Consider the following 23,364-nt stretch of genomic DNA (forward strand, 5'->3'; position numbering starts at 1 on the left):
CGCCCGGCTGTCAGCGCGGCCGGGTGTGGCTCGCCGATACGCTACGCGTGGGGCGCGACGTCCAGGACGTACTCGAGGTCCCTGATTTCGTCGGCGGTCTCCGGTGAGCAGGAGATGACGACGCGATCCGCGCCGCAGAGCTCGACGACCTCGGCGTCGGTTCGCAGCCAGTCGAGAAACTTCCCCCGCACGCCTTTCGATGTCGCATTCTCGCCGCGCAGGGAGGGGTCGAGGCGGACGAGGTAGGTGCGGTGTAGCACCGGCATGGCGCTCTCCTTCGATCGTCCTGGCGGTAGCCGAGTTGCGGCGCTTCGCGCCGCGTTCGGGTGGTCGTGCACGTGCGATGGTCGCTGTGCGAGCGTCATACCCGGCTTGGGCGACCGCACGCGATGTCGAGGGTTATTCGCGGCAGAACTCGTCGGAGGTCGAGTGAGAGCGGGACAGCGGCTCTGGGCACCGGTATGGGTCCGAGGCGCACCCGGCGCGCAAGGTGGTGGCCAAGCATGGGACGAGTGCCGGTGGCTGCGCAGGATCGGCGGGGGCGCCCGGCGAACTCCGGTCTGTCGAGGTGGTTCACCGGCTCTGGGGCGGGTAATTCGGTATCAACCGCAACCCTCGCGATCAGCGACCGGCCACCACGGTCGAGGTTCCATCGGAGCAGTTGCTGTCGGCAGTGGTATGCGGGATGTGTCCACATGGCGAGGACGACGAATCATGGCTGAGTTGAGCGAGGGTGTGTATCGGATCGTCAACGTCGGCACAGGCCATGTGCTGGCGCTCGACAGCGCTGACCAGGTCACGGTAGTGGGGGAGGCAAGTGTCGAGGACGGCTGGCAGCATTGGCTGTTGTCGAGCGCGCCGGAATTCGGCGGAGGGATCTGGTATATCACCAACGGGCGCACCGGGACCCGGCTCGGACTCGGCGACGGCCTGGTGTCCGAGGGGGTTCATGTCGAATGCAGTGGGACGCCGATGGGATGGCAGATCAGCACCGACGAAGTCCATCCCGCCCGCTACCGCATCGCCGTTTGGCCCGCCGCCGAGTTCGTTCTGGCTCTGCCGGGCCACGAGATCGGCACCGAGCAGATCGGGTTGACGCGCTACGCGGCCACCAGCGATATCCAGCAGTGGCAGTTCCACCGTCCATGACCAGGTCCGATACAGGGACAAAGATCAGCGGCACGCTGCATCAGCGGCTCAGCTGGAGCAGGGGCCCGGCCGGAGGAGCGGCGACCTCGAACCCGCGACGAGGTGGGGGAGCATCCGGCGCTGCCGGTGGGTTGTGCGGCCGTCGGCCGATGCGCCCGCGTCGCTATGGCTCGACGGGGCGGTGCTGTTCGATGAGCATTCGCGCCATGAGCTTGGCGCGGTGGGCGGCCAGCAGATCTCCCTCGGCGGCGGAGATGATCGAGCCCTTCATCAGGATGTGCCAGGACCGGGCGAAATCGTCGGGGTCACACAATCCCGCCGCCTCGGCCCGGCCGCGCACGATAGCCCGGATATTATCCAGGTATCCGATACTGGCCTGCCCGGCCGGATGCGCGGCGCCCAGCTCGAGCAGCACGTTGATGAACGAGCAGCCGTCGAAATCCTCGCGCTTCTGGAACCAGTCGTGGAAGACGTCGAAAATCGCCAGCAACTGTTCTTCCGGTGTGTTGCCACGCGCCCGCGACTGGGTTTCGACCAGGCCGAGCGTCCACAGCTGCTCGCGACGCTGCAACACGGCGAGCACGAGATCGTCCTTGGATGGAAAATGCCTGTACAGCGTTGCCTTGGCCACACCGGACAGCGCGATCACTTCGTCGGTGCCCACCGCTCGGATACCGCGACGCGTGAACAGCGCGTAGGCAGTGCTGAGGATTCGCTCGCGCGCGGGCGCGGCGGGTGCGACGCGTGGAAGGTTCGGCGTTTCCATCTCCCTGTCACCATAGCGCTGTACAGACCGGCCTGTCTCTGTTAGTAAAGAGAGACAGGTCTGTCTTGAGGATGCAGGGTGGGCCCGACTGTCGAGCGCCCTAGGCGCGAAACGAATCGAGTGTGCCCATATGAGCACAGCACTGCACGGTCTCAGCAATCCCACCCGACAACCGGCCGATGAACCGGAAGGCAGTCTCCCCGGCCTGAACGCGACCGTCGAACGTCGGGGCAACGCGGCCATCGTCCACGTTCACGGCGAGGTCGACGCCTACACTCTGCCGACGTGGCGCAAACTGCTGCGGGAGGTTGTCACAGCAACCGTGGCGCCGGGCTCCATCGTGATCGACACCGGCGGCCTCGGCTTCATGGCCTGCCGTTCCATGCTGGCCTTGGCCGAGGAGGCCGAGGCATGCCGGCTCCGGAATGTTCGGCTGTGCGTGGTCGGCAGCCCATTGGTGGTGACCCGCATCGTGGCCCTCCTCGACCTCGAAGCTCTCCAGCCCATCTACGCCTCGGTCGAGGACGCCCTGGCCGGCTCCGTGCCGAGCGGGGGCTCCTTGGGAGGCCGGGTCGCCGGATAGCGCGGGAGCCGAATCATATCGAGTCCCGGCGGGCCGATGGTTCGCCGGGACTCGGCACGATGGGGGTCGATAGCGATCGCCGCCCGTGCCGGACGGCAGGAGTTGCTGCCTTCTCTGCACCTCCTAGGCGGAGGTCGACTCGGCGGGCGTGTTTCCTCCGGCTTCGCGCCGGTGCGTGACATTCGCTGGTCACCCGGCGGCATCCCCCGCTCCGGTGGATCGGATCGCGTCCGCGAGCGCGTGCAAGGCCGCGGTGAGTACCGCGCGTTGACTGGCGGGTAGCCGGTCGGTGAGCGTGGTCTCGTGGTTCAGCAGGGCGGGCACGACGCGCTCGGTGAGCCGATGACCTTCCGGGGTGAGGGTGACCAGTACACCGCGCCGGGTGGCCGAGGTGGGTGCCCGGGTGATCAATCCGGCCGTTTCCGCGCGCGTCAGGCGCTGGGAGATGGCGCCTGCCGTGACCAGGCTGCGGGCGGCGATCTGGCGGGTGGTCAGCTGGTAGGGCGGGCCGGACCGGCGCAGGGTGCTGAGCAGGTCGAGAGTGGATTCATCGATGCCCAAACGCTGGAGGGTGCGCTGCCGTTCGTCGGTGAGCAGCTTGGCGACTCGCCACAGCGGGGTGAGTATCTCGATCGACTCGGTCCGCGCGCCGGGCAGCTCCCGGCGCCATGCCGCGGCTATCTGAGTAGCGGACGGTATCTCGTCCCGCAGTTCGTGCGTCATTGCCGGGAGTGTCTCCTGTCGGTACATTTAGCGCTAAATATACCGAGAGGAGAAGAGAATGCGCGGAACGGTCGTCGTCACCGGTGCGAGCGGGGGAATCGGGCGCCGGGTGGCGCAGCGATTCGCCGAAGGCGGTGCGGAGGTGGTGATCACCGGGCGCTCGCAGGAGCGGCTCCAGCGGACGGCACGTGAGCTCGGGGTGCGGGGGATCGTGTGCGATGCCGCGGTGCCATCGGCGGTGCAGCGGTTCGCCGAGTCGGTCGGGCCCGAAGTCGATGTGCTGGTGAACATGGCGGGCGGGAACACCGATCTCGCCGGCGGGGGCCCCGAAGAGAAGTCGTTGGAGGAGCTGGCCGCACAGTGGCAGGCGAACCTGTCGGCGAATCTGCTGAGCGCGGTGCTGACCACTTCGGCGCTGCGAGAACGGTTGCGGCCCGGCGGAGCGGTGATCAATGTCGGCTCGATCGGCGCGGAATACGCTGCGGGCTCCTACGGGGCCGCGAAGGCGGCGTTGGCGGCATGGTCGGCGGGGTTGTCTGCGCAGCTGGCGCCGCGAGGCGTCACGGTGAACACGGTCGCACCGGGGTATATCGCGAACACCGATTTCTTCCAGGGGCAGCTGAGCGAGCAACGACGCGCGCAGTTGATCGACTCCACACACGACAAACGCGCGGGCGATCCGGACGATGTCACCGGGTTGATCGAATTCCTGGCGTCGCCGCACGCCCGGCACATCACGGGCCAGACGCTGCATGTCAACGGCGGTGCGTACACGACCAGATGATCGCCGGCATACGGGCGGCTGGTTCTGCCGCCCAGGTCCCACGGTGGTGCTGAACCATTGCTGCCGTGAAACTCTCGGTGCGGATCGACGAGACCCCACATGCTCTCCCGCGAACCGATCACCCGATCCCAGCGTTGCGTGAGAATGCCGTGGCGCGGAGTATCCGTGGCGGTGCCCCGGCCCCGGCTGCGCACCGGGCCGGTGCGTAGCGGTTGTGTTCGCGCTGATCGCAATCCTGTGCGCGGGCGCGAGTACCCGATTGAATCAGGTATCACCGGCGTTCTTCGCTGCCTGAGAGGAGCCGCCGACGCCTCGACCGGAGACGTGTCGGCCTCGGACTGCCGAGAGCGGCGCGACCGAGGCGCCGGTCTTCGACAGCGCCGACCCGGGAACAGGCAGAGCCTCAGACCAGGAGCACCACATGACAGCGCAGGCCACCGCCGCAACTCCGACCGACGCCTTCGTCGCCGACTGGCAGGACTGGCACCGCACGCAGGAGTCGCGACTTGCCGACCCGCACGGATTCCTGGCCATCACCGCGCTGCACTGGCTCACCGAAGAGCCACAACGATTCCCCGACGCGCCGGGCGCTTGGTCCACCGGCGCCGACGGCGTCGCAGTGGTTCTCGATGACGGTGACGAGTTGGTGGTCGACGGGGTATCGGTGCGCGGTCGGCATGTCTTCGGCGCCATCCCCGAACGCGGTGGCGTGAACGCCGTATGGGGTGACGCGGTGATCGAGGTGGCCAAGCGCGGCGGGTACGACATCGTTCGCCCGCGCCACCCGGACAACCCGCTGCGCACGGCATTTCACGGCACGCCCGCCTACTCGCCGCACCCGAAGTGGGTGGTCACCGGCCGCTATGTCGCCTTCCCCGAGCCGCGGGCCACCACGGTCGGCGCCGCCGTCGAAGGACTCGAACACGTTTATGACGCGCCGGGCCAGGTGGAGTTCGAGCTGGACGGCCGGGCGCTGCGCCTGACCGCGTTCCCCGGCAAGGATCCCGGCAGCCTGACCGTACTGTTCACCGACCAGACCTCGGGGGTCACCACTTACGCCGCCAATCGCGTCCTGCACCTGCCCCCGCCCGGTGACGACGGATCGGTGCGGCTGGACTTCAACCGATCCGCGAACCTGCCGTGCGCCTACACCGACCTGGCGACCTGCCCGTTGCCGCCGGCGGAGAACCGCCTGCCGCTCGCGATCGAAGCCGGTGCGAAGCTTCCCTACGAGCGCGGCGGAACCCGATGAGCGACAACACATCCGGGATCAGGACGTTGTCGTTCCTGACGCCGGGCAACTACCCCGACGACGATCCCTACGCGGGGCTCGAGGACACGCTGCGGCTGTTCGAGTACGGCGAGAGCCTCGGCTTAGACGGTGCGTGGATCCGGCAGCGTCATCTCGAGCACGGCGTCGGGTCGGCCGCGGTGTTCCTGGCCGCGGCGAGTCAGCGCACCAGCCGAATCCAATTGGGCACGGCCGTGATTCCCATCGGTTACGAGAGCCCGTTCCGGCTGGCCGAGGATCTGTCACTGGCCGATGTGCTGTCGCGGGGCCGGTTGCAAGCAGGCTTCAGCGCGGGCACCCCGCCGCATGCCGACTTGATCGGCGACCTGGTCTTCGACGGAGACTGGCGCTCCTACGACCTGTCCTACGGACGGATCACCCGGCTGATCGAGAACCTGCGCGGTGACTTTCTCGGTGCCGCGGACACGGTGATCCACTCGCCGGGCAACACTCAGCGTCCCCGGTTGCAGCCGCACAATCCCGGCTTGATCGATCGGCTCTGGTACGGCGGGGCGAGCATCCGTTCGGTCCGCTGGGCGGCGGAGAGCGGGCTGAACCTGCTCACAGGGAACATCGTCTTCGGCGACCGCAGCGACGATTTCGCCACCACCCAATCGAGCTTGCTCGGCGAGTACCGCCGACTGGTGGATCCGGCCCGGCCCGCCCGGGTCGCGGTAGGGCGGGTGATCGTCCCGTTCGACAGCGCCGACCGCTCGACTCGCGAGCGGTACCGGCAGTACGCGGCGAGCAGGTACGAGCGCACCCTGGCGCCACAGGGGGAGCGGCGTGTCCTGTTCGCCCCGGACCTGGTCGGCCCCGCCGAGGAGATCATCGACCGGCTGCGGGCCGATCCGGTGCTCGCGCAGACCTCGGAGCTGCGGCTGGAGCTGCCCTACGAGTTCCGCCGTGCCGACTACGAACAGATCTTGCACGACACCGTGGAGCTGATCGCCCCGGCCCTGGGGCATCGGCCCGCGTCGATCCGCTCCGGCGTCGAGCGCGACGCCGGTGAGGTGGCCGCACCCGCTTGATCCGAGCGGCGCCGGTCGCTTCAGGCCGTGCCGAGTGCGGCGGCGAACCCGGGCCACGAGCTGTGCAGGTCTTCCTGCCAGTACGACCAGGAATGGGTGCCGTTGCCGCGCAGCTCGAAGGTGGCGGGAATGGCCAGCTGATCCAGCCTTTCGCGCAGCTGACGGGTGCAGCGTTCGGCGAATGTCTCCAGGGCGCCGCCGATGAGGAGCTGGTCGATCAGCTTGCCGGGGCTGTGCTCGATCCCGGCACTGTCGAGGGTGTCGTACGGACCGGGCGCGCCGGTCCCGCTCGCGACATAGATCGCGGTACCGCGCAGCTCGTCCGCGTGCAGATACGGGTCGTTGGCCGCCCACGCGGGATCCGTCGGCGGGCCCCACATGTTCACGACGTTGCCCCGGCGTCCGCCCACCACCGCGCTCACGATCACTTGACCCTGCGGATCGCTGGTGCGCACACACCCGGAATACGAGCCGATGGCCCGATACAACCCGGGGGCGGCCAAGGCCAGCTGGAACACCGAGGTGCCCGCCATCGAGATGCCCGCGATCGCGTTCGTCCCGTTGCCCCCGAACTCCGCGTCCACGATCGGCGGCAGTTCCCGAGTCAGGAACGTGGCCCACCGCTGCCGTCCCAGCATCGGATCATCCGCACGCCAGTCCGTGAAATAGGAGCTGGCGCCGCCGAACGGGATCACCACGTTGACTTGCTTGTCCCGGAAGAACTCCACCACATCCGTGCGGCTGAGCCAGTTTCCGTCAGCCCCGCCGTCGATCCCGTTCAGCAGGTACAGGGTGGGCGCGGGCGCCGATCTGTCGGCGGCAGGCAGGACACGGATGGTCACCTCGTTCGCCATCGCGGCGGAGTGGACCCTCAGCTCGACCAGCCGTCCCGGGCCGGCGGTCGCACCGGCGATATGCGGTCGATCGGGAAGCATGCCGATCGGCGACGGAAGTTCCGGTTGGGCGCTCACCGGTCCGGCCGCACCGGTCGCGAACCCGAGGACGACGATGCTCAGCGCCGCCACCAGCCGCGCGGTCCGCGCCGCGCCACGGGGGTAGGACGGCGGGGCAGGGGAATTCACACACGGCCTTCCTGGGGAGGCTGGACGAAACAGGCCCACGGTAGGCCGCGCGTGCCCGGCGGGCAAGGCGGCGTCGCGCTTGTTGGGGGCGATGGCCACTGCGCCCGGGGTCTCGCTGGGAACGGCCACAAAACGTCATCGCCTGGACCGGGCCACGAACGCCGATGGCCACGGTCAGTGGTCGGTGATCCAGGTATCGGTGAACTCCGCCTCCGTGGCCAGCATGTCGAGTAGCCGGGTCACCATGGCTGCCTCGATCTTCTTGCCGAACAACGGGATACCGACTTCGGCGGCACCGGCCACCACCGCCTCGGCCGCTGTATCGCTCTCGGTGAGCCGGACGGTGCCGCTCACCTGGGCGGGCACACCCTCGACGCGGGCCTCGAAACTGCCGCCCTCGCGGGTGTAGGTCTCGGAGCGGGTGATGACCAGGCCCTCGGGCCGCACCGCGGTGACGGCGTTGGGCAGCTCCGCCGCCGGAACGGTCTGCACCATCCGCACGTGCAGGCGGTCCTCGGCGGCGTCGAACTCGACGAGCTGTGCGTCGGCCCCGCCGACCTCCTCGATGCGGTCTTTCCAGTACTGCTCGTCGGCCAGCGCCGCACGAAGCGCGTCGGCCGAATGGGAGTAGGTGGCCGTATACGCCAAGGGGGTCGCCATACCGGCACACGCTACCTGCTGCCAGGCCCTTCACCACCGGTGAACCGCCGACGCCGCCGCGCCGGAAACCCACTGAAACGCCCTGGGAAACAAAAGGTTCGGCAGCAGGCGCTACCAGATCGGTGTCCGTTCGGCCGACAGCGGCGGCAGCCTTCAGGGGAGACGCATCAGCTGCCGGGACAGTGTGAACAGACGGCGGGCGAGTTTGATGACCGGGATGCCCAGCGGAAGCAGGATGATCGTCACGCACAGCACCGCGCCGACGAGCCACAGCACAGCGGCGACCAACCCCAGAACCGTGCCGAGCACGGCCGTGAGGATCCCCAGTATCGGACCGAGTAGACCCTGTAGCAGTCGCATGATGACCTTCCGGTTTCCATTCTGCGCCTCTCGAGGCCCGCGCGCATCAGCCGATTTCCACCGGCGAGTTCGGACGCACCGTGAGTCACTCCCGTGTCGTCGCGCCTCGCCCGACTACATCGGCTGCGCGGTACCGTCCCTGGTATGAGCCGAGCGATCGTGGAGCTGTCCCATCCTGTCTCGGACGGCATGCTCATCGATCCGAGCCTGCCCGCACCGCGTGTCACGACGGCTGTGGCACGCGACCGATCGCCGCTGATCGACATGAGCTACCACATCGCCCGCGTGGACATGGTCGGCCCCACGGGCACCTACATCGACGCGCCTTTCCATTTCCACGCCGGCGGCGCCGACATCGCCGAGCTCCCGTTGGAGCGGTTGTTCAACGTGCCGATCGTGATGATCCGCGCGTCGGGCCGCCGCGCGGTCGGGCCGGACGTGCTGGGCGATCCCGCGCGCTTGTGGGGCAAAGCGGTGCTCGTGCACACCGGTTGGTCGGGGAGATGGGGATCGTCCGCGTATCGAGGGCCCGGCCATCCCTTCCTGGTCGGGGAGGTCGCCGAGGCGCTGGTCGCCGCCAATGCGGCACTGGTGGGAATCGACTCGTCCGACGTCGACGACACGTCCTTGCCGACGCGGCCGTGTCACCACACGCTGCTCGGTGCGGGCATTCCGATCATCGAGCAGATGACGAATCTGGACGCGGTGCCCGACACCGGCGCCAGGCTGGTCGCGCTGCCCGCGCCGGTGCGCGGGACGGGCTCGTTTCCGCTGCGCGCCGTGGCGTGGATCGAGCACGGCGCAGTGGGCGACTGAGGAACCTTTCGATTCGGTACCCGCCGACGACCGGATCGCGCACTCCGAGTCACCTTTTACCGCTGAGGATCTCGAGGCCGGAACGGCGGGACCGCCAGATCGTCGCCGAAGATGTCCGGGAGGTCGCGCGCGACGCTGTCGGGGAATCGGGCGGGCCGCTTCTCCAGGAAGGCCGTCACGCCTTCCCTGGCGTCGGCGGCGGCGCCCCGGTGGTAGATACCGCGAGATTCGATGCGGTGGGCGATCATCGGGTGCTCGGCTCCGAGGTTGCGCCACAGCATCTGCCGCGACAGCGCCACCGACACGGGCGCGGAATGTTCGGTAACCCGGCGGGCGAGTGCGCGAGCCTCGTCGAGCAGTGTCTCCGCGGGATACAGCGCGGAGAACAATCCCGCGTCGAGCGCTTCGTCCGCCTCGACGAGACGGCCCGAGTACACCCAGTCCAGCGCGGTCTGCATCGGCACCAGGCGGGGCAGGAACCAACTGGAACAGGACTCGGGAACGATGCCGCGGCGATTGAAGACGAACCCGATGCGGGCGTTGTCGACGGCCAGCCGGAAGTCCGCCGCGAGCGTCATGGTGATTCCGACGCCGACGGCGGGTCCGTTGACGGCGGCGATGACGGGTTTGCGGGATTCGAACATACGCAGGACGACCTCACCGCCGGTGTCCCGGAAGGATTCCGCCGCGTCCGCATCGCCCGCGACGAAGGTCTCCGCACCCGCCGACAGATCCGCGCCCGCGCAGAAGGCGCGTCCGGCGCCCGTGATGATCACCGCTCGAATTCGATCGTCGCGGTCGCAGGTGTCGAAGGCCGCGATCAACTCGGTCCCCATGGCGGTGGTGAACGCGTTGAGCTGCTGGGGGCGGTCGAGGGTGATGGTGGCGATGGCGTCGGAGACGTCCAGGCGAATATCGGCCATACCGGACAGCTTGCCATCTCGCCGACATCCCTGCTCCTGCCGGGGGTTCGCACCGCCCGGGACGGCGATAGTGCCGACTCGAATGAGAATGGCTGTTTACTTAGTGCGCTGTGGACGGTTAGCCTGTCGCCGTGTGCCGATTGGTGACGACACCTGGCTCCCCGTCCCGGGGCGGCAGCGGAAACCAGTCGGCCGGCGTTTCGCGCCGTTGTTCGGCAACCCGGAGAAGAGGAGTGGGATGGAGATCAGCAACGCGGTCGCGGCGGTGACCGGTGGTGCGTCGGGACTCGGCTTGGCGACTGTGCGGGAGCTGCACGGCAAGGGCGCGAAGGTTGTGATCGTCGACCTGCCGTCGTCCTCCGGCGAGGCCGTCGCCAAGGAGCTCGGCGACGGCGTGGTCTTCGCCGCGGCCGACGTCACGAACGAAGAGCAGGTCACCGCCGCCCTCGATGCCGCGCAGGAGCTGGGCGACCTGCGCATCGCGGTGAACTGCGCGGGCATCGGCAATGCCATCAAGACCGTGGGCAAGAACGGGGCATTCCCGTTGGCGGACTTCACCAAGGTGATCAATGTCAACCTGGTCGGCACCTTCAACGTGATCCGGCTTGCCGCCGAACGGATCGCCGAGACCGATCCGGTGGGCGAGGAGCGGGGCGTCATCATCAACACCGCGTCGGTGGCGGCGTTCGACGGCCAGATCGGGCAGGCGGCGTACTCGGCCTCCAAGGGCGGGATCGTGGGCCTGACCCTGCCGGTGGCGCGTGACCTCGCGGCGATCAAGATCCGGGTGGTGACCATCGCGCCCGGACTGTTCCACACTCCGCTGTTCGCCACGCTGCCCGACGAGGCCATCGCCTCCCTGGGCGCACAGGTCCCGCACCCCTCGCGACTCGGCGATCCGGCCGAATACGCCGCGCTCGCGCGGCACATCGTGGAGAACCCGATGCTCAACGGCGAGACCATCCGCCTCGACGGTGCCATCCGGATGGCACCGCGCTGAGGTAGGTGCTGCGCAAGGGCGTGAACCGGGCGAGTGCGGCCTCCCTCTCGCTCGGTCAGCGGGTTCGTCTGGGGCCGGGTGATATACGGATACCGACGACAGTGATGACTGTGACCACCAAGACCGTCATGAGCCTCATGAGGTTCCATACGGCAGGGTCTCGGGGCGGTTCGGCGGCTTGCACGTCCTTCCCCCGTTGACGGTTGGGTGGGTACGAGGGCAGCGCGGCGAGGGGGCGTTCGGCCTGTTGCGGTGTCTGCGTCGCGATAGCGGCCGGTGACGGAACGATACGGAATTCGGGGGCGGGCGGGCCGAGTTCGAGTGGCCTCATTGGCACCGGCGGCGGGGTGGGAAGCAGCAACAAGCAGGTCAGCAACGCGCTGCCGGAGAAGGCGCTGCCGACGCCCGCGCTGCCGAGGGCCGATCCACTCGACCCGGTACCGACGAGGCTCGATCCCGGGCCGATGAGGCTGGACCCGAGGGAGCCGAAGCCGCTGCCGGTCGCGAGCCCGAGCACGAGTAACGCGCTGCCCGTCGCGGCACTGCCGGTGCATGCCGACTGGACGCTGCCCGTGTCGAGTTGCAGCGACTCGGCCGGACTACTCGCCGTGATGCCCGGGTGGGCCGTCGTGTCCGCCGCGCGGGATGCGCCGTCGTCGAGTTGCGCACGCCCGGTGGCGAGAAGCCCGCCACGAGCGCCACCGGTCTCGGCGCTGCCGCTTGCCGGACGACCGGCGCTGCCGGAAGGCAACCGAACCGGACCGAGAGCCAAAGACCCACCGCTGGTCGCGCCCTCGGCATCGAGGCCCGAGGCACTGCCGGATGACGGGGTGCCTGCGTCGAGGCTGGAACCATTGCCGGGCAAGGTGCCCACGGGGTAGGAGCCGGGGGCTGCGCCCGAACTCCCCGTCGCCAGGTCGCCGAGGGGCAGCCAGGGCAGCGGGTCCGCTGATGCTTCCAGCGGTGGAGCCGCGAGTGCCGCAAGGGTCAGCGGCAGCATCGCGGTGGCCAATCCCCGTGCCAACCGATGTGTTCGAGTCGCATCGCGGTTGTGTCGCATGTGCAGTCGCCTCGTCGTAGTCGAAACCGGGCCGGAAGGTCACGTGGTGTGCTGATACCGGGACAGAGCGAGTTCGAAGGCTTCCTTCGGGACCACGTTGCCACCGGAGAACGGCTCGTCGAGGTTGTAGATCGCCCGGATCACCACACCGACGATGGCGCCGAGCAGCGCGGTGGTCACGACACTGCGCTTGGTGATCTGCACACCGGAGAGGACCACGCTGAACAGCAGGAGGACCGTGCAGATCCACATGGCCAGATAGAGGAACCCGGGAACCCGGTAGCCTGCGTCCAGCGCACGATCGGCGCGCGCTTGGGCCACGGCGTCGAGGCTGGTCAGGGCGCTGGTACGAAGCGTGTCGACTTCGGCGTCCGCGGTGTCCACCGCGCCCACCGCGTCGCGCAGGGCGTCGAGGGTGTTCTGGGTGGATTGACTGAGATGACCGTCGTCGGCCATGACGGTCCATTCCTCGGTGAGGACTTGCTCGGTGTAATCGCGCACCAGGCCCTGGATTCGCGTGTGGTCGGGCTCGGGCATTCCATGCGCGGCCCAGTAGGTATCGATGAGCGCCTTGGCTTCGGCGATGGTGTGGTTGCGCGCGTTGTCGTACTGCTGCCAGGCGATCACCACGATGAACGCCACCACCGCCATGAAGATCGTGTTGATCAGGTTGAGCACCAACGCGCCGACCGTGTCGTCGTCGGTCTGCCGCCAGGTCTTCGGATGTAGGCGATCCCCGGCCACGAAGACGATCACCGCGACGAGCGCGGTGAGAGCGGGCACGAGAAATTCGAAGGCCATGCGGGGACTCCGTTCTGTCTGAGAGGTTCTCGCGACCGCCGCGTCGGCGACGTTCCGCAGGCCTGTCGCACTACAGGGGTTGGTGCATGGTGTGTATCGAGCACCGCCGGGTCGGCCGGATCCGAGGTCGGATCGTGCGCCGGTCCTCAGTTGTTCTGCGTCGGTTCGTATCTCACGAGCGGGGTCGTCTCGGAGCTGATCGGGTTCTCAGTCCCGCGGATCGGACATGACGCGATCCCGCGAACTCGTCGAGACGCACATCAGGTATCCGTCAGGAGACGAGCCGGAACTGTCTCGACCCGAGCACTTCGATGGTCATGCGTGGCCCTCACCCCCGAGATGGATTCCGAGACCGTCGACGATGGAGCTGCCGAGAGTCTGCGTTCGGTCGGATCAGATCAGTGGTGCACAGCAAATCGATACGCGACACGGTGCCCGTGCGAACCGGGCGCCGTGGAAATCTTCTACCCAGCAGATCATTCTGGACGCCATTGATGGTAGACCGCGAATCCAGCTGCGTGTGGCGAAATTTCGGAGATAGATCATGGCAGTGCGGATGGCCGCAGCTGTCCCCGGCTTCTCCATAGCGTGGGAACATGAGGGATGCGTGATCGCAGCGGGGCCGTGTACGCTTTGCACAGCTACCGATCGGCGTAACAGAACTGCCCTGGGCCGCGAAACCCGCGTCCGGACAACAGAAGAGCCACAGATGACCAGATTCGCGCATTATGTCGGCACCCTTCCTGCCGAACTGATGACGGGTGATCGTGCCGTCATGCAATGGTTTGCCGACCACAGCGAGGGACGGCCGGTCACGGCGGTGCCCTGCGACCTCGATCCGGACTGGATCTTCGACTACCTGCGTACGCGCAAGCAGCACGCCGACGTCTTCGAGATCGTCCGGGCGGGCGAATACACCGACTACAGCGATTTCCCCAGCTACGGTGTGCGGCCCGGGTGCACGCTGGAGCCGCGGCACGTCTCGATGGACCGCGTCGAGCGCATCGGCCAGGTCCTGGAGACGTTCGAAGCGCTGCGCAGCGACCGGCCCGAGCTGGCCGGGGTGAAAGTGCAGATAAGTCAGCCCAATCCGCTGGACCTCGCGATGTTCGTGTTCGCGGGCGCGGCCGTCTCCGCTGGGCTCCCCGTCGGCCCGGCGGTGCGTGGTTCCCGGTTCGTGGTCGATGCGCTGCGGCACCTACCGGTGTTCACCGAAGCCGTATTGCAGGAGATGACCCAGGTCGTCGAGCGGTACGGCGACCGCGTCGTCTTTCAGGTGGAGTCGCCCATCGCGCTGCTGAGCATGGTCAAAGCCGAGCAACTACGTTCGCAATGGGCACTGGCGCCGCTCGTCGCCCGGCAGCTCGCCGGTTTTCTCGGGCGGATGCACGAGGTCGGGGCGGAAGCGATCGTGCACCTGTGCTACGGCGACTATCAGCACAAGAGCCTGCTGACTCCGCGCAGTCTCACCCCGGCGGTGAAGTTGCTGCGTCGTACCGCGCGGTTGCTGAACAAACAGGGGACGCGACTACCCCCGGTGCACATCCCGTGCGCCTACGGTGCCGAACCGGCACCGCTGGATCCGCGGTTCTACGCACCGCTGCGCAAGCTCGACGCCGAGTGGAGAGTGATCGCCGGTGTCGTCTCCCCGGACTCCCGCGAGGACAGCGCCCGCGCGCTCGCTCTCTTCGAAGAGGCGGCCGGACGCGCGGCCTACGGTGTCGCCACCGCCTGCGGCCTCGGCCGATGCACCGTCGACGCCGCGAAGCAGGCGGTCGCTACCACGGTCTCGTTGACCGGCGTCGGTGACGAACGCCAACCGTGATCCGCGCGGCGATAGCCAGCGGCCGGTGACCGCGGGCGGCGTGCCACGTCCTCCGCGCGTCGAGGACGAACTCGGGCAGGCCCGCGACCACCGTGCGCTCGGCTGCCGACCAGCGCCTCCGCTGAGGTATGGCCGTCGGATGCGTCGAATTGCGTTGTCGCGAACCCGCTCTCGCGTGTTCGCCGGTGCCGTCTTCGTCGGCGGCACGACCGGAGCGTTGCTATGTTGCTAGCGTAGGCGGGTCGCCGAACTCTGGATAACAGGTCTCGGCAGGCACGTGTACCCGCTCACTGACCACGATCGTCGAATTGCTGTTCCATAACCTGGAGTCACGTTCTTGACCACACCACAGTCCCCGATGGCCGCGCCGCACACCACTGGAACCGGAGCGTGCCCCGTCCAGCACGGATCCCCGACGGAGACGGACGCGCCGCGCGTCGAGCTGTACACCAAGGAGTTCGTCGCGGATCCGCATCTCGCGTACCGGGAGATGCGCCGTAAGCACGGCTCGCTGGTCCCGATCGAGTTGGCGCCCGGTGTGCCTGCCACCCTGGTGATCGGCTACCAGACGGCGGTGCGCATCCTCAGCGATCCCGACCATTTCCCCGCCGATCCCCGCACATGGCAGAAGACCATCCCCGCGGATTCGCCCGTGCGGCCGATGATGGAGTGGTATCCGGCCGCGCGGTACAACACCGGCCTCGCGCACGACCGCTATCGGCATGCGTCCGTCGACGCCATCGACGGGATCGATTTGTTCGACGTGCCGACTACGGTCGAGAAGCTCGCTGTCCCGCTGATCAATTCCTTCTGTGAAGCCGGGTCCGCCGACCTGGTGACCCAGTACGCGTTTCCGCTCGTTCTCGGCGTCCTCAACGAGATGGTCGGTTGCCCGGGCGAGATCGGCGAGCGGGTCGCGACCGGCATGGCCGCCCGCTTCGACACCGTCCGGGGCCCCGAGGGCATGAAAATGCTCAAGGAAGCGTTGATGCAGCTCATCCGGCTCAAGCGCCGGGAACCGGGCGACGACGTCACCTCACGGCTGGCGCATCACACCACCGACCTCGACGACATCGAGATCTTCGCCCAGCTCATGAGCTTCTACGGTGCCGGTTTCGAAGCGCAGCGCAATCTGATCACGAACGCGGTGCTGCTGATGATCACCGACGACCGGTTCCGCTTCGGCGACGTCCTCGGACGCAATCTGTCGACCACCGACGCTCTCGACGAGGTCTTGTTCAACGACCCGCCGATGGCGAACTTCTGCACGACGTATCCGCGGCAGCCGATCATGGTCGACGGTGTCTGGTTGCCCGCGGACCAGCCGGTCGTCATCAGTCTCGCCGGTTGCAACAACGATCCGGAGATCCGCGGGTCCGACGAACCCGGCGGCAGCCGGATCGGCAACCGCTCCCATCTGGCATGGAGCGCGGGCCCGCACGCCTGCCCGGCCAAATCCGTCGCGTACATGACGGTGCAGAACGCCATCGATCAGCTGTTCGACGCCCTGCCCGAAATCCAATTGGCCAGGCCCAAGAACGAACTGCAATGGCGACCGGGCCCGTTCCACCGGGCTCTGACGGCTTTGCCGGTCGTCTTCCCGAGGTCCGCGCCGGTGCGTATCGGGTAGGACGGGTCGCGGCCGGCCACCGAACGGCCGACCCCGCGTGAGATGACAACGATGTGCCCGGGCTGTTCCCGGTCCACTGGTGCGGCGACGGAAGTGGTCGACGATACAGCGGGTGCGGACGTCGGTGTGGATGTTCGTCGGCACAGGGCGGGACGGTGCGCCGTGCTGGAGAAGTTCGCAATTCCCGAGCAGCGCAAACGGATTCGAGCGACACCGGTTTCTTGTTACGCTTCGGCCATGTCGATTCGAACGCGCCTCGCGGCCCGTGCGGCACGCTGACGACTACCCCGGGCTGTTCCAGTCCGCGGACACGGCGTCGCTGTACGGCCAGAAGTTCTATCTCCGCGCCTACGGAGCTCGGCTCTGGCTGGCGGTGCTGGCGGCGGCGTGCGCGGCGTTCACCGTTCGCGTCGGCTCCGCGCGTACGGATGTAGCGGCCATCCTGACCGCCATGGCCTTCGTCGGAATCCTCGCCGTCGACGTGGGCGTCCTGCGCGGCCGTCCGGGTAAGTCCTGGTACGAAGGTCGCGCGCTCGCCGAGTCGGTGAAGACCTTGACCTGGAAGTACGCGGTGCGGGGCGCGCCCTTCGTCGGGACGCTGTCCCCGGCCGAGGCCGATCGGATGCTGATCGAGCGCATCATGTTGCTGCGCCAGGACATCTCGGCGCTCGCCCTGCGGCCGACCACCGCGCCGACCATCACCGACCGCATGCGGCAGCTGCGTTCGGCTCCGTTCGACGAACGGCGCCGCGTCTATCTGGACGATCGCATCAGGGAACAACAACGGTGGTACGCGGCGAAATCCGGCTACCACCAGCGCAGATCGCAGGTATACGGCACGCTGGCACTCGTTTTCGAGGTGGCCGGTGTGGCCGGCGCGCTGGCGAAGGCGTTCAACGCGGTCGCTTTCGATCTAGCAGGCATTTTCGCGGCCGCCGTCGCCGGTCTGGCCGCTTGGTCGTCGGCCCGCCAGCACAGCACCGGCGCCGCTGCCTATGCCGTCGCCTCGAACGAACTGAGCATCGTCGCCGAAGTGCTGGAACAGAACAGCACCGAAGCAGCCTGGGCGGACGCCGTATCCGACGCCGAGGAAGCGATCAGCCGCGAACATACTATGTGGCGAGCGTCGCACGGCGAATAGCACCCGCGACCGGCAGCCGTCTTTCATCGGACGTCCGATGGTCCGGCGTGGCTGCCGGATTTGACCGGGGACAGTGCTTATCATGATCATGCTGTGGGACGTGGCGGCGTCGCATGGCGAACGGGGAAGCGGCCCGTCCGGCGGAAGCGTGACGCCGGGCGGGCCGTTGCATTCGGTCGGTCCGCGCCGGATCGTGCGGCCGAATCCAGGAGGCGAGCGGTGAGCCTGCCTGTGCTGCCGCGTTTGTCGCCGGTCGGGGCGGGTAGGCATCGACGAATGGCGTAGGTCAGGAGGTCGGAGTATGACATCGAACAATGCGGTCGGACAGTTGCGCAGCGTCGTGCTGGACTGCCCCGAACCGCGAAAACTCGCCGGGTTCTACCGGGACCTGCTCGGGGGAGAGCTGCTCGAGGGCGATGACGACGACTGGGTGGTGCTGGTCGAGAACTCGGGCAGGCGCATCGCGTTTCAGACGGCGCCGCAGTACGAACCGCCACGCTTCCCGGACCCCGAGGCGTCGCAGCAGGTGCATTTCGACGTGTTGGTGGACGACATCGAGCAAGCAGAACCGGCGGCGCTCGCCTTGGGGGCGACACTCGTGCAAGGCGAAACCGACGGAGCGTTCCGTGTTTACGCCGACCCGGTGGGGCACACCTTCTGTCTGGTATGGCTCCCGGACGAGTAAGGAGCCGGACAGGCCGGGCATCCTGCCCGGCCTGTCACTTTTACGGCGATCATGCGATATGCGACGAATGCCCTGCGGGTGGATCGGCCGGGTCGTGGCGAGTGCCTGCCGATCAACCTCGCACGCCGCCTCTCATTCGGGCGGTGCCGGTCGACGGATGTCGTCGGCCACCGATCCGCCCGCGACGTCGGCGGCGACACCGATCTGTTCCTCGTAGGGCAGGTCGACCGGCACGCGGTCGCTGTCGGAGGTGATGTTTTTCAGCCTGTGGTCGTCGTCCTCGGGTCTCCCGCTTTCCGCCGTCTCGGGGACGCGGTTCGGATCGACGTCCGGTTCCTCCTCGGCGAGCCGGTCCCCGATCGGTCGCGGATGAGCTTGCTCCCACGGTGTCACGCCGTACTTCGTGACGCCGCTCCAGTGTTCCGGTGGGTCCATTCCGGCCTCCAGCGGGTCGGAACGCAGTCGGTCCTCGTCGAGATCCTCGGCGCTGCTGAGCGCCGCCGGATCGGATTCGACCGAGTCGGGTGCCCCAGTGTCCTGCGGCGGGTCGTAGGTCTCGTTCGGTTCGGTCATCACTGCCTCCTCTCCTGCATTCAGCGACTTCCCGGAACTGTCGGCAGCAAACCCTCGGAGAGGGGGCCGACAGCGCCCAGCGAGGGGCACACATCCCGGCCGCGGGCTCACGGCCGGGGAAGTCACCTACGGGTGAACACGCCGAGGTGTTCGGTGTCGTAGTACTCGAGGGTGAGCTTGCCGTCCTCGAAGGTCGCCCGGGAGACCGAGCCGTGGTTGGCGTTTTCTCCGGCCGGTGTGAAGACGAAACTGTCGCCGTCCCAGTGCTTCAGTGGGAAGGTCATATTGTTCGGGCCCAGACCGAGGGTCAGGGAATCGCCGGTGGCGGCGACTGTCGCCGGGCCGTAGTAGGGATTGTCGTAGGTGCCCGTATACGAGGCGGACGGTCGAGCGGGAGCGGCGTCGGCGGGCGGCTGCTTGCCTGCCAGCGCCCCTGCCGGGGCGCCCAGCGGCTGGAATGCTGTTCGATAGAGCGAGCGCCAGTCCTGCTGGATCTTCCCGAACTGGACCAGGTCGGCGAACTCCGCGTTCAGCGTTTCCGGCACACCGATCGGTGCCGCGTTGGTGAGTGTCACGATGCCGACGTCGGCGGAGGGAATCAGGGTGAACGCCGTGCCCGCACCGAGGCCGAACGCCCCCGAGTGACCGAGTACGACCCGGCCCGAGGCGGAATCGCCGACGTTGAAACCGAATCCGTAGAACCCGCCGCGCGCGTCGGGCGTCTTCGGGGGCGCCGACACCGCCTGCGGGGAGATGGCGGGCAGAAGATCCTCCGGTGGCACCAGGACGGAGCCACCCGCAGAGCCGTTCGCGAGCACCATCGTCATCCATTTGGCCAGGTCGGCGACCGAGGAACTGACCCCTCCCGCCGGAGACTGGGCGTCCGGCTGACGCTGGGGATTGGCGGGCTCGTACTTCCCGTCGACCAGAACGTGCCCCTCGGCCCGGTTCGCGCGAGCCGCGAAGTCGGCGAAGCGGGAGCTGGTCGATGTCATGCCGAGCGGGCGGTAGATCGTCTGTTCGGACAACGTCTCCCAGTCGGTTCCCGCGGCCGTGGCCACGGCGACAGCGGCTGCGGTCAGCCCGAAATTGGTGTATTCGTAGGAGTCCCGGAAGGCGCCCAGCGGCAGCAGCCGGAGCCGGTCGAGAATCTGTCCGCGGTCGTAGCCGAGGTCCTCCAGCAGGTCACCCGCGTGATCGGGCAATCCGGAGCGGTGCGCGTACAGGTCGCCGACCGTGACGTGCTCGGTGACGTAGGGATCGGCGAGCGCGAAGGACGGCAGCAGCCGGTGTACCGGGGTGTCCCATTCGACACCCCCCGCGGCGATCCGGCGAGCCACGACCGTCGCTCCGACCGGCTTGGACAGCGACGCGAGCTGGAAGACCGTATCCGGGTCCACCTTCTCCTCGGTCACGACGTCGCGGACGCCGAAGCCCCTGCTGTACACCACCTTTCCACCGTGCACCACGGCGACCGCCATGCCGGGAATGCCCGAAGCGGTGAGCAGGCTCTCGGCGAGGTCGTCCAGTTCACCCACGGCGTCGTCGATCCGTCCGTCCGGTATCGGCACACCGGCGAACCGGTCGGGCAGCACCGTGGAACCGGACGGTGCTGCCGCCTCGGTGGAGTCCGCTTCGTCGCCGCCGCACCCGGTGAGGGCGAGAAGGACGGCCGCCGCCATCGCCGTGGGAGCGAGCCATCCGCGCCGCCGTGTGCTCACCGGTCGCCTCCTGGCTGTCGTAAGGACAAAAGACCAGATAAAGGCTAGTTGAGCAGAGATAGCTGCGTGGCGTGTTCTGGCGTCAGGGTCCGGCCGCTGACCTACCCGGCGGCGGGCGTCTCCCGGATCTGCACGATCGGAAGCACCAGAGCCGCGGGTGAACTCGCCGGAACAACCGGGTTCACCGGTGCCACGGGAGCGATACGACGGTATCCCGTGCCCACCAAGGGGCGGGTGTCCACCTCACCCTTGTTGGGCCAGTACGCCGCCGCGCGTTCGGCCTGCGCGGTGATCGTCAGCGACGGGTTGACGCCCAGATTGGCCGAGACCGCCGCGCCGTCGACCACGCTGAGCGTGGGGTAGCCGTAGACGCGGTGATAGGCGTCGATCACGCCGTGCTCGGCGTCGGCTCCGATCACGGCTCCGCCCAGGAAATGGGCCGTGAGCGGGATGTTGAAGATCTCGCCCCAGCTGCCGCCCGCGATGCCGCCGATCTTCTCCGCGACCCGCCTGGTGACGTCGTTGCCCACCGGGATCCAGGTGGGATTGGGCTCGCCGTGGCCCTGTCTGCTGGTGAGCTTGCGGCCGAACAGGCCGCGCTTGGTGTAAGTGGTGATCGAATTGTCCAGGTGCTGCATGACCAGCGAGATGATGGTCCGTTCGCTCCAGTTCCTGGTGCTCAGGAAGCTGAGCAGGTTCATCGGATGCCGCAGTACCAGGCCCAGGAAGCGCAGCCAGCGCGGGATGCGCCCACCGCCGTCCACCATGAGCGTCTGGAGCAGGCCCATGGCGTTGGAGCCCTTGCCGTAGCGGACCGGCTCGATGTGCGTGTCCGGGGTGGGATGGATGGACGAGGTGATCGCGACGCCCTTGGTGAAGTCGACGCCGGGGCGCACCTTCTTGGTGGCCGCGCCGACGATCGATTCCGAGTTGGTGCGCGTGAGCATGCCGAGCCGATCGGACAGGTCCGGCAATACCTTTTTGTCGCGCATGGCGAACAGCAGCTTCTGCGTGCCGCGCGTGCCCGCGGCGAGCACGACGTGCGAAGCGGTGAGCGTACGGGGCTGCTTGCGAAGCCACGCGCCCGTGCGGGCGGTGGACACGTCCCAGGTGCCATCGGGATGCGGACGCAGCTCGGTGACCGTCGTCATCGGAATGATCTCGGCACCTGCCTTTTCCGCCAGGTAGAGGTAGTTCTTCACCAAGGTGTTCTTGGCGCCGTACTTGCAGCCCACCATGCAGTCGCCGCATTCGACGCACCCGGTGCGCTCGGGACCGACGCCGCCGAAGTACGGATCCGGCACCGTCTTGCCCGGCTCGCCGAAGAACACGCCGACGGGAGTCTGCACGAACGTCTCGCCGACGCCCATGTCCTCGGCGACGGCCTTGAAGACCTCGTCGGCGGGCGTCAGGTGCGGATTGCGGACCACGCCGAGCATCTGCTGCGCGCGCTCGTAGTAGGGGGTCAGCTCGTCGCGCCAATCGGTGATGTCACGCCACTGCGCGTCGCGGAAGAACGGCTCCGGGGGCACGTACAGGGTGTTCGCGTAATTCAACGAACCGCCCCCGACGCCCGCGCCGCCGAGGATGAGGACATTGCGCAGCGGATGGATGCGCTGGATTCCATAGCAGCCGAGGGCGGGCGCCCACAGGAACTTCTTCAGCTCCCAGCTGGTCTCGGGCAACTCGTCGTCGGCGAAGCGCCTGCCCGCCTCCAGTACGCCGACCTTGTAACCCTTCTCCACCAGCCGGAGCGCGGTGACGCTGCCGCCGAACCCCGAACCGACGATCAGCACGTCGAAATCCGTCGTCCGCTGGTCCATGTGGAACTCCTCGATCGTGTCGCCAGTGACTCGGCTAACACTACTCTCCGGTAAGTAACGGTCCGCAACTCGGCTGGAAACGGCGGATCGCTGCGGTAATGCGATTTGCCAGCTGTTGCCCGGCCCGTTTTCAGAGCGATGCTCTCATTAGTTGACAACGCTCTCTGAATGGCGCATGGTTTTGTCATGCCGACGACACCGCGTGCCCGAGCCAGGGCCCAGACCATGAACGACATCGTCCGGATCGGGCGCGAGCACCTGGCTTCCGACGGCGCCGCCGCCCTGTCGCTGCGTGCGGTGGCGCGCGACCTCGGCGTGGTCTCCTCGGCGGTGTACCGCTACGTCCGCAGTCGCGACGAGTTGCTGACCCTGCTCGTCGTGGACGGTTACAACGCGCTCGGCGACGCGGTCGACGGCGCGCTGGCGGCCGAGGCCGATCCGATCGACGGGTTACGGGTGCTCGGGCGAACCGTATGGCGCTGGGCGCTGGCCGAACCCGCCCGCTACGGGTTGCTGTTCGGCACGCCGGTCCCCGGTTACGACGCACCGGCTGCCGAGACCATCGCGCCGGGCACCCGCGTGATCGCCACGATGCTCACCCTCTTCGCTCGGGCATACGGAGCAGGCGAACTCGTGGCCCCGGCGGGGGAGCCCCGGATATCCACCGCTCTCGCGGACAGTTTCACGCGGATTCGCGACCAGTTCCAGCTGGAGGTGCCCGACTGGCTGATCGTCCGCGGCGTGACGTTCTGGGTCGGTCTGTTCGGGGCGGTGAGCGCGGACGTCTTCGACATGTACGGCGCCGACACCTTCGCCGACCGGGAGGAATTGTTCGAACTGCAACTCGACGGGCTGTTGGACATGCTCGGTCACCGGCCGTGATCCGCACCCGCGACGGGGGAGTCCGCGATCGGTCGTGGCGGCGTGTGTTGCGATG

General features: G+C 67.9%; 24 protein-coding genes. 12 read left to right on the forward strand and 12 right to left on the reverse strand.

Annotated features, from left to right (window positions below):
* Nucleotides 1-41: 41 nt before the first annotated feature.
* Entirely contained in the window at nt 42-266 is a 225-nt protein-coding gene (locus ABZ803_RS20685) for a hypothetical protein (protein WP_357040461.1), read from the reverse strand.
* A 448-nt stretch (nt 267-714) separates the two neighbouring features.
* Here ABZ803_RS20685 and ABZ803_RS20690 point away from each other — a divergent pair, with 448 nt between their 5' ends.
* Nucleotides 715-1,149 carry an RICIN domain-containing protein gene (locus tag ABZ803_RS20690; protein ID WP_168434088.1) on the forward strand — a complete coding sequence of 145 codons (435 nt, stop codon included), beginning with the start codon at nt 715-717 and terminating at the stop codon, nt 1,147-1,149.
* A gap of 163 nt (nt 1,150-1,312) precedes the next feature.
* On the opposite strand, the gene ABZ803_RS20695 is transcribed toward ABZ803_RS20690, so the two are convergent.
* Nucleotides 1,313-1,915 (reverse strand): TetR/AcrR family transcriptional regulator, encoded by a 603-nt coding sequence (locus ABZ803_RS20695; protein WP_357040464.1) that lies wholly within the window; start codon nt 1,913-1,915, stop codon nt 1,313-1,315.
* A 130-nt stretch (nt 1,916-2,045) separates the two neighbouring features.
* Here ABZ803_RS20695 and ABZ803_RS20700 point away from each other — a divergent pair, with 130 nt between their 5' ends.
* Nucleotides 2,046-2,498 (forward strand): anti-sigma factor antagonist, encoded by a 453-nt coding sequence (locus ABZ803_RS20700; RefSeq protein ID WP_357040467.1) that lies wholly within the window; start codon nt 2,046-2,048, stop codon nt 2,496-2,498.
* A gap of 189 nt (nt 2,499-2,687) precedes the next feature.
* Here the strand turns inward: ABZ803_RS20700 and ABZ803_RS20705 are convergent, their stop codons facing one another.
* Complete coding sequence (locus ABZ803_RS20705) at nt 2,688-3,221, reverse strand: MarR family transcriptional regulator (protein ID WP_357040470.1); 534 nt, start codon at nt 3,219-3,221, stop codon at nt 2,688-2,690.
* Nucleotides 3,222-3,279: 58 nt separating this feature from the next.
* Here ABZ803_RS20705 and ABZ803_RS20710 point away from each other — a divergent pair, with 58 nt between their 5' ends.
* The 3 genes from ABZ803_RS20710 to ABZ803_RS20720 all read left to right on the forward strand — a co-directional run bounded on the left by ABZ803_RS20710 (nt 3,280) and on the right by ABZ803_RS20720 (nt 6,327).
* On the forward strand, nt 3,280-4,005 hold the full coding sequence (locus ABZ803_RS20710; protein ID WP_357040473.1) for an SDR family oxidoreductase: 726 nt from the start codon (nt 3,280-3,282) through the stop codon (nt 4,003-4,005).
* Nucleotides 4,006-4,426: 421 nt separating this feature from the next.
* Nucleotides 4,427-5,257 carry a DUF1684 domain-containing protein gene (locus ABZ803_RS20715; protein WP_357040476.1) on the forward strand — a complete coding sequence of 277 codons (831 nt, stop codon included), beginning with the start codon at nt 4,427-4,429 and terminating at the stop codon, nt 5,255-5,257.
* On the forward strand, nt 5,254-6,327 hold the full coding sequence (locus ABZ803_RS20720; RefSeq protein ID WP_357040479.1) for an LLM class flavin-dependent oxidoreductase: 1,074 nt from the start codon (nt 5,254-5,256) through the stop codon (nt 6,325-6,327). Before ABZ803_RS20715 ends, ABZ803_RS20720 begins: the two co-directional genes overlap by 4 nt.
* 20 nt (nt 6,328-6,347) lie before the next feature.
* On the opposite strand, the gene ABZ803_RS20725 is transcribed toward ABZ803_RS20720, so the two are convergent.
* From ABZ803_RS20725 to ABZ803_RS20735, 3 genes are all read right to left on the reverse strand, one after another.
* Nucleotides 6,348-7,262 carry an alpha/beta hydrolase family protein gene (locus ABZ803_RS20725; protein WP_357040730.1) on the reverse strand — a complete coding sequence of 305 codons (915 nt, stop codon included), beginning with the start codon at nt 7,260-7,262 and terminating at the stop codon, nt 6,348-6,350.
* Between the two features lie 321 nt (nt 7,263-7,583).
* On the reverse strand, nt 7,584-8,069 hold the full coding sequence (locus ABZ803_RS20730; RefSeq protein ID WP_357040482.1) for a DUF2505 domain-containing protein: 486 nt from the start codon (nt 8,067-8,069) through the stop codon (nt 7,584-7,586).
* Nucleotides 8,070-8,222: 153 nt separating this feature from the next.
* The gene (locus tag ABZ803_RS20735; RefSeq protein ID WP_040872248.1) at nt 8,223-8,429 is read right to left on the reverse strand and encodes a hypothetical protein; all 207 of its coding nucleotides are present in this window, start codon (nt 8,427-8,429) and stop codon (nt 8,223-8,225) included.
* 144 nt (nt 8,430-8,573) lie between these two features.
* Here ABZ803_RS20735 and ABZ803_RS20740 point away from each other — a divergent pair, with 144 nt between their 5' ends.
* Nucleotides 8,574-9,245, forward strand: a complete 672-nt coding sequence (locus ABZ803_RS20740) for a cyclase family protein (protein WP_357040485.1) — start codon at nt 8,574-8,576, stop codon at nt 9,243-9,245.
* Between the two features lie 56 nt (nt 9,246-9,301).
* Here ABZ803_RS20740 and ABZ803_RS20745 read toward each other — a convergent pair whose 3' ends face one another.
* Nucleotides 9,302-10,168 carry a crotonase/enoyl-CoA hydratase family protein gene (locus tag ABZ803_RS20745; protein WP_357040488.1) on the reverse strand — a complete coding sequence of 289 codons (867 nt, stop codon included), beginning with the start codon at nt 10,166-10,168 and terminating at the stop codon, nt 9,302-9,304.
* Between the two features lie 238 nt (nt 10,169-10,406).
* Between ABZ803_RS20745 and ABZ803_RS20750 the strand changes: the two genes are divergently transcribed.
* Entirely contained in the window at nt 10,407-11,168 is a 762-nt protein-coding gene (locus ABZ803_RS20750) for a 3-hydroxyacyl-CoA dehydrogenase (RefSeq protein ID WP_357040491.1), read from the forward strand.
* A gap of 55 nt (nt 11,169-11,223) precedes the next feature.
* Here the strand turns inward: ABZ803_RS20750 and ABZ803_RS20755 are convergent, their stop codons facing one another.
* The gene (locus ABZ803_RS20755; RefSeq protein ID WP_357040494.1) at nt 11,224-12,192 is read right to left on the reverse strand and encodes a hypothetical protein; all 969 of its coding nucleotides are present in this window, start codon (nt 12,190-12,192) and stop codon (nt 11,224-11,226) included.
* A gap of 75 nt (nt 12,193-12,267) precedes the next feature.
* Nucleotides 12,268-13,029, reverse strand: coding sequence for a DUF4239 domain-containing protein (locus tag ABZ803_RS20760; RefSeq protein ID WP_357040497.1), 762 nt, complete (start codon nt 13,027-13,029; stop codon nt 12,268-12,270).
* Between the two features lie 709 nt (nt 13,030-13,738).
* Here ABZ803_RS20760 and ABZ803_RS20765 point away from each other — a divergent pair.
* The 4 genes from ABZ803_RS20765 (at nt 13,739) to ABZ803_RS20780 (ending at nt 18,310) form a co-directional block, all read left to right on the forward strand.
* A complete protein-coding gene (locus tag ABZ803_RS20765; protein WP_357040500.1) occupies nt 13,739-14,854 on the forward strand; it encodes a hypothetical protein in 1,116 nt (371 codons plus the stop codon).
* Nucleotides 14,855-15,212: 358 nt separating this feature from the next.
* Entirely contained in the window at nt 15,213-16,484 is a 1,272-nt protein-coding gene (locus ABZ803_RS20770; RefSeq protein ID WP_357040733.1) for a cytochrome P450, read from the forward strand.
* 265 nt (nt 16,485-16,749) lie between these two features.
* Nucleotides 16,750-17,625, forward strand: a complete 876-nt coding sequence (locus tag ABZ803_RS20775) for a DUF4231 domain-containing protein (RefSeq protein WP_062970277.1) — start codon at nt 16,750-16,752, stop codon at nt 17,623-17,625.
* 301 nt (nt 17,626-17,926) lie between these two features.
* Nucleotides 17,927-18,310, forward strand: a complete 384-nt coding sequence (locus ABZ803_RS20780) for a VOC family protein (protein ID WP_357040504.1) — start codon at nt 17,927-17,929, stop codon at nt 18,308-18,310.
* Nucleotides 18,311-18,442: 132 nt separating this feature from the next.
* On the opposite strand, the gene ABZ803_RS20785 is transcribed toward ABZ803_RS20780, so the two are convergent.
* From ABZ803_RS20785 to ABZ803_RS20795, 3 genes are all read right to left on the reverse strand, one after another.
* The gene (locus ABZ803_RS20785) at nt 18,443-18,883 is read right to left on the reverse strand and encodes a hypothetical protein (protein ID WP_357040507.1); all 441 of its coding nucleotides are present in this window, start codon (nt 18,881-18,883) and stop codon (nt 18,443-18,445) included.
* Nucleotides 18,884-19,005: 122 nt separating this feature from the next.
* Nucleotides 19,006-20,565, reverse strand: coding sequence for a serine hydrolase (locus ABZ803_RS20790; RefSeq protein ID WP_357040736.1), 1,560 nt, complete (start codon nt 20,563-20,565; stop codon nt 19,006-19,008).
* Between the two features lie 140 nt (nt 20,566-20,705).
* Complete coding sequence (locus ABZ803_RS20795) at nt 20,706-22,427, reverse strand: GMC family oxidoreductase (protein WP_357040510.1); 1,722 nt, start codon at nt 22,425-22,427, stop codon at nt 20,706-20,708.
* A 186-nt stretch (nt 22,428-22,613) separates the two neighbouring features.
* On the opposite strand from ABZ803_RS20795, the gene ABZ803_RS20800 reads away from it, so the two are divergent.
* Entirely contained in the window at nt 22,614-23,309 is a 696-nt protein-coding gene (locus ABZ803_RS20800; protein WP_357040513.1) for a WHG domain-containing protein, read from the forward strand.
* Nucleotides 23,310-23,364 lie beyond the last annotated feature (55 nt).

The organism is Nocardia sp. NPDC047648 (genome assembly GCF_040642815.1).
GTDB classification, from domain to species: Bacteria; Actinomycetota; Actinomycetes; order Mycobacteriales; family Mycobacteriaceae; genus Nocardia; species Nocardia gamkensis.

What these genes read in the sequence shown, in the direction of transcription:
- ABZ803_RS20745 (WP_357040488.1), bottom strand. Translation starts at nt 10,168, where the DNA reads ATGGCCGATATTCGCCTGGACGTCTCCGACGCCATCGCCACCATCACC.
- ABZ803_RS20700 (WP_357040467.1), top strand. Translation starts at nt 2,046, where the DNA reads ATGAGCACAGCACTGCACGGTCTCAGCAATCCCACCCGACAACCGGCC.
- ABZ803_RS20730 (WP_357040482.1), bottom strand. Translation starts at nt 8,069, where the DNA reads ATGGCGACCCCCTTGGCGTATACGGCCACCTACTCCCATTCGGCCGAC.
- ABZ803_RS20780 (WP_357040504.1), top strand. Translation starts at nt 17,927, where the DNA reads ATGACATCGAACAATGCGGTCGGACAGTTGCGCAGCGTCGTGCTGGAC.
- ABZ803_RS20725 (WP_357040730.1), bottom strand. Translation starts at nt 7,262, where the DNA reads ATGCTTCCCGATCGACCGCATATCGCCGGTGCGACCGCCGGCCCGGGA.
- ABZ803_RS20720 (WP_357040479.1), top strand. Translation starts at nt 5,254, where the DNA reads ATGAGCGACAACACATCCGGGATCAGGACGTTGTCGTTCCTGACGCCG.
- ABZ803_RS20690 (WP_168434088.1), top strand. Translation starts at nt 715, where the DNA reads ATGGCTGAGTTGAGCGAGGGTGTGTATCGGATCGTCAACGTCGGCACA.
- ABZ803_RS20715 (WP_357040476.1), top strand. Translation starts at nt 4,427, where the DNA reads ATGACAGCGCAGGCCACCGCCGCAACTCCGACCGACGCCTTCGTCGCC.
- ABZ803_RS20740 (WP_357040485.1), top strand. Translation starts at nt 8,574, where the DNA reads ATGAGCCGAGCGATCGTGGAGCTGTCCCATCCTGTCTCGGACGGCATG.
- ABZ803_RS20735 (WP_040872248.1), bottom strand. Translation starts at nt 8,429, where the DNA reads ATGCGACTGCTACAGGGTCTACTCGGTCCGATACTGGGGATCCTCACG.
- ABZ803_RS20760 (WP_357040497.1), bottom strand. Translation starts at nt 13,029, where the DNA reads ATGGCCTTCGAATTTCTCGTGCCCGCTCTCACCGCGCTCGTCGCGGTG.
- ABZ803_RS20795 (WP_357040510.1), bottom strand. Translation starts at nt 22,427, where the DNA reads ATGGACCAGCGGACGACGGATTTCGACGTGCTGATCGTCGGTTCGGGG.
- ABZ803_RS20785 (WP_357040507.1), bottom strand. Translation starts at nt 18,883, where the DNA reads ATGACCGAACCGAACGAGACCTACGACCCGCCGCAGGACACTGGGGCA.
- ABZ803_RS20770 (WP_357040733.1), top strand. Translation starts at nt 15,213, where the DNA reads ATGGCCGCGCCGCACACCACTGGAACCGGAGCGTGCCCCGTCCAGCAC.
- ABZ803_RS20710 (WP_357040473.1), top strand. Translation starts at nt 3,280, where the DNA reads ATGCGCGGAACGGTCGTCGTCACCGGTGCGAGCGGGGGAATCGGGCGC.
- ABZ803_RS20750 (WP_357040491.1), top strand. Translation starts at nt 10,407, where the DNA reads ATGGAGATCAGCAACGCGGTCGCGGCGGTGACCGGTGGTGCGTCGGGA.
- ABZ803_RS20800 (WP_357040513.1), top strand. Translation starts at nt 22,614, where the DNA reads ATGCCGACGACACCGCGTGCCCGAGCCAGGGCCCAGACCATGAACGAC.
- ABZ803_RS20685 (WP_357040461.1), bottom strand. Translation starts at nt 266, where the DNA reads ATGCCGGTGCTACACCGCACCTACCTCGTCCGCCTCGACCCCTCCCTG.
- ABZ803_RS20765 (WP_357040500.1), top strand. Translation starts at nt 13,739, where the DNA reads ATGACCAGATTCGCGCATTATGTCGGCACCCTTCCTGCCGAACTGATG.
- ABZ803_RS20695 (WP_357040464.1), bottom strand. Translation starts at nt 1,915, where the DNA reads ATGGAAACGCCGAACCTTCCACGCGTCGCACCCGCCGCGCCCGCGCGC.
- ABZ803_RS20790 (WP_357040736.1), bottom strand. Translation starts at nt 20,565, where the DNA reads ATGGCGGCGGCCGTCCTTCTCGCCCTCACCGGGTGCGGCGGCGACGAA.
- ABZ803_RS20705 (WP_357040470.1), bottom strand. Translation starts at nt 3,221, where the DNA reads ATGACGCACGAACTGCGGGACGAGATACCGTCCGCTACTCAGATAGCC.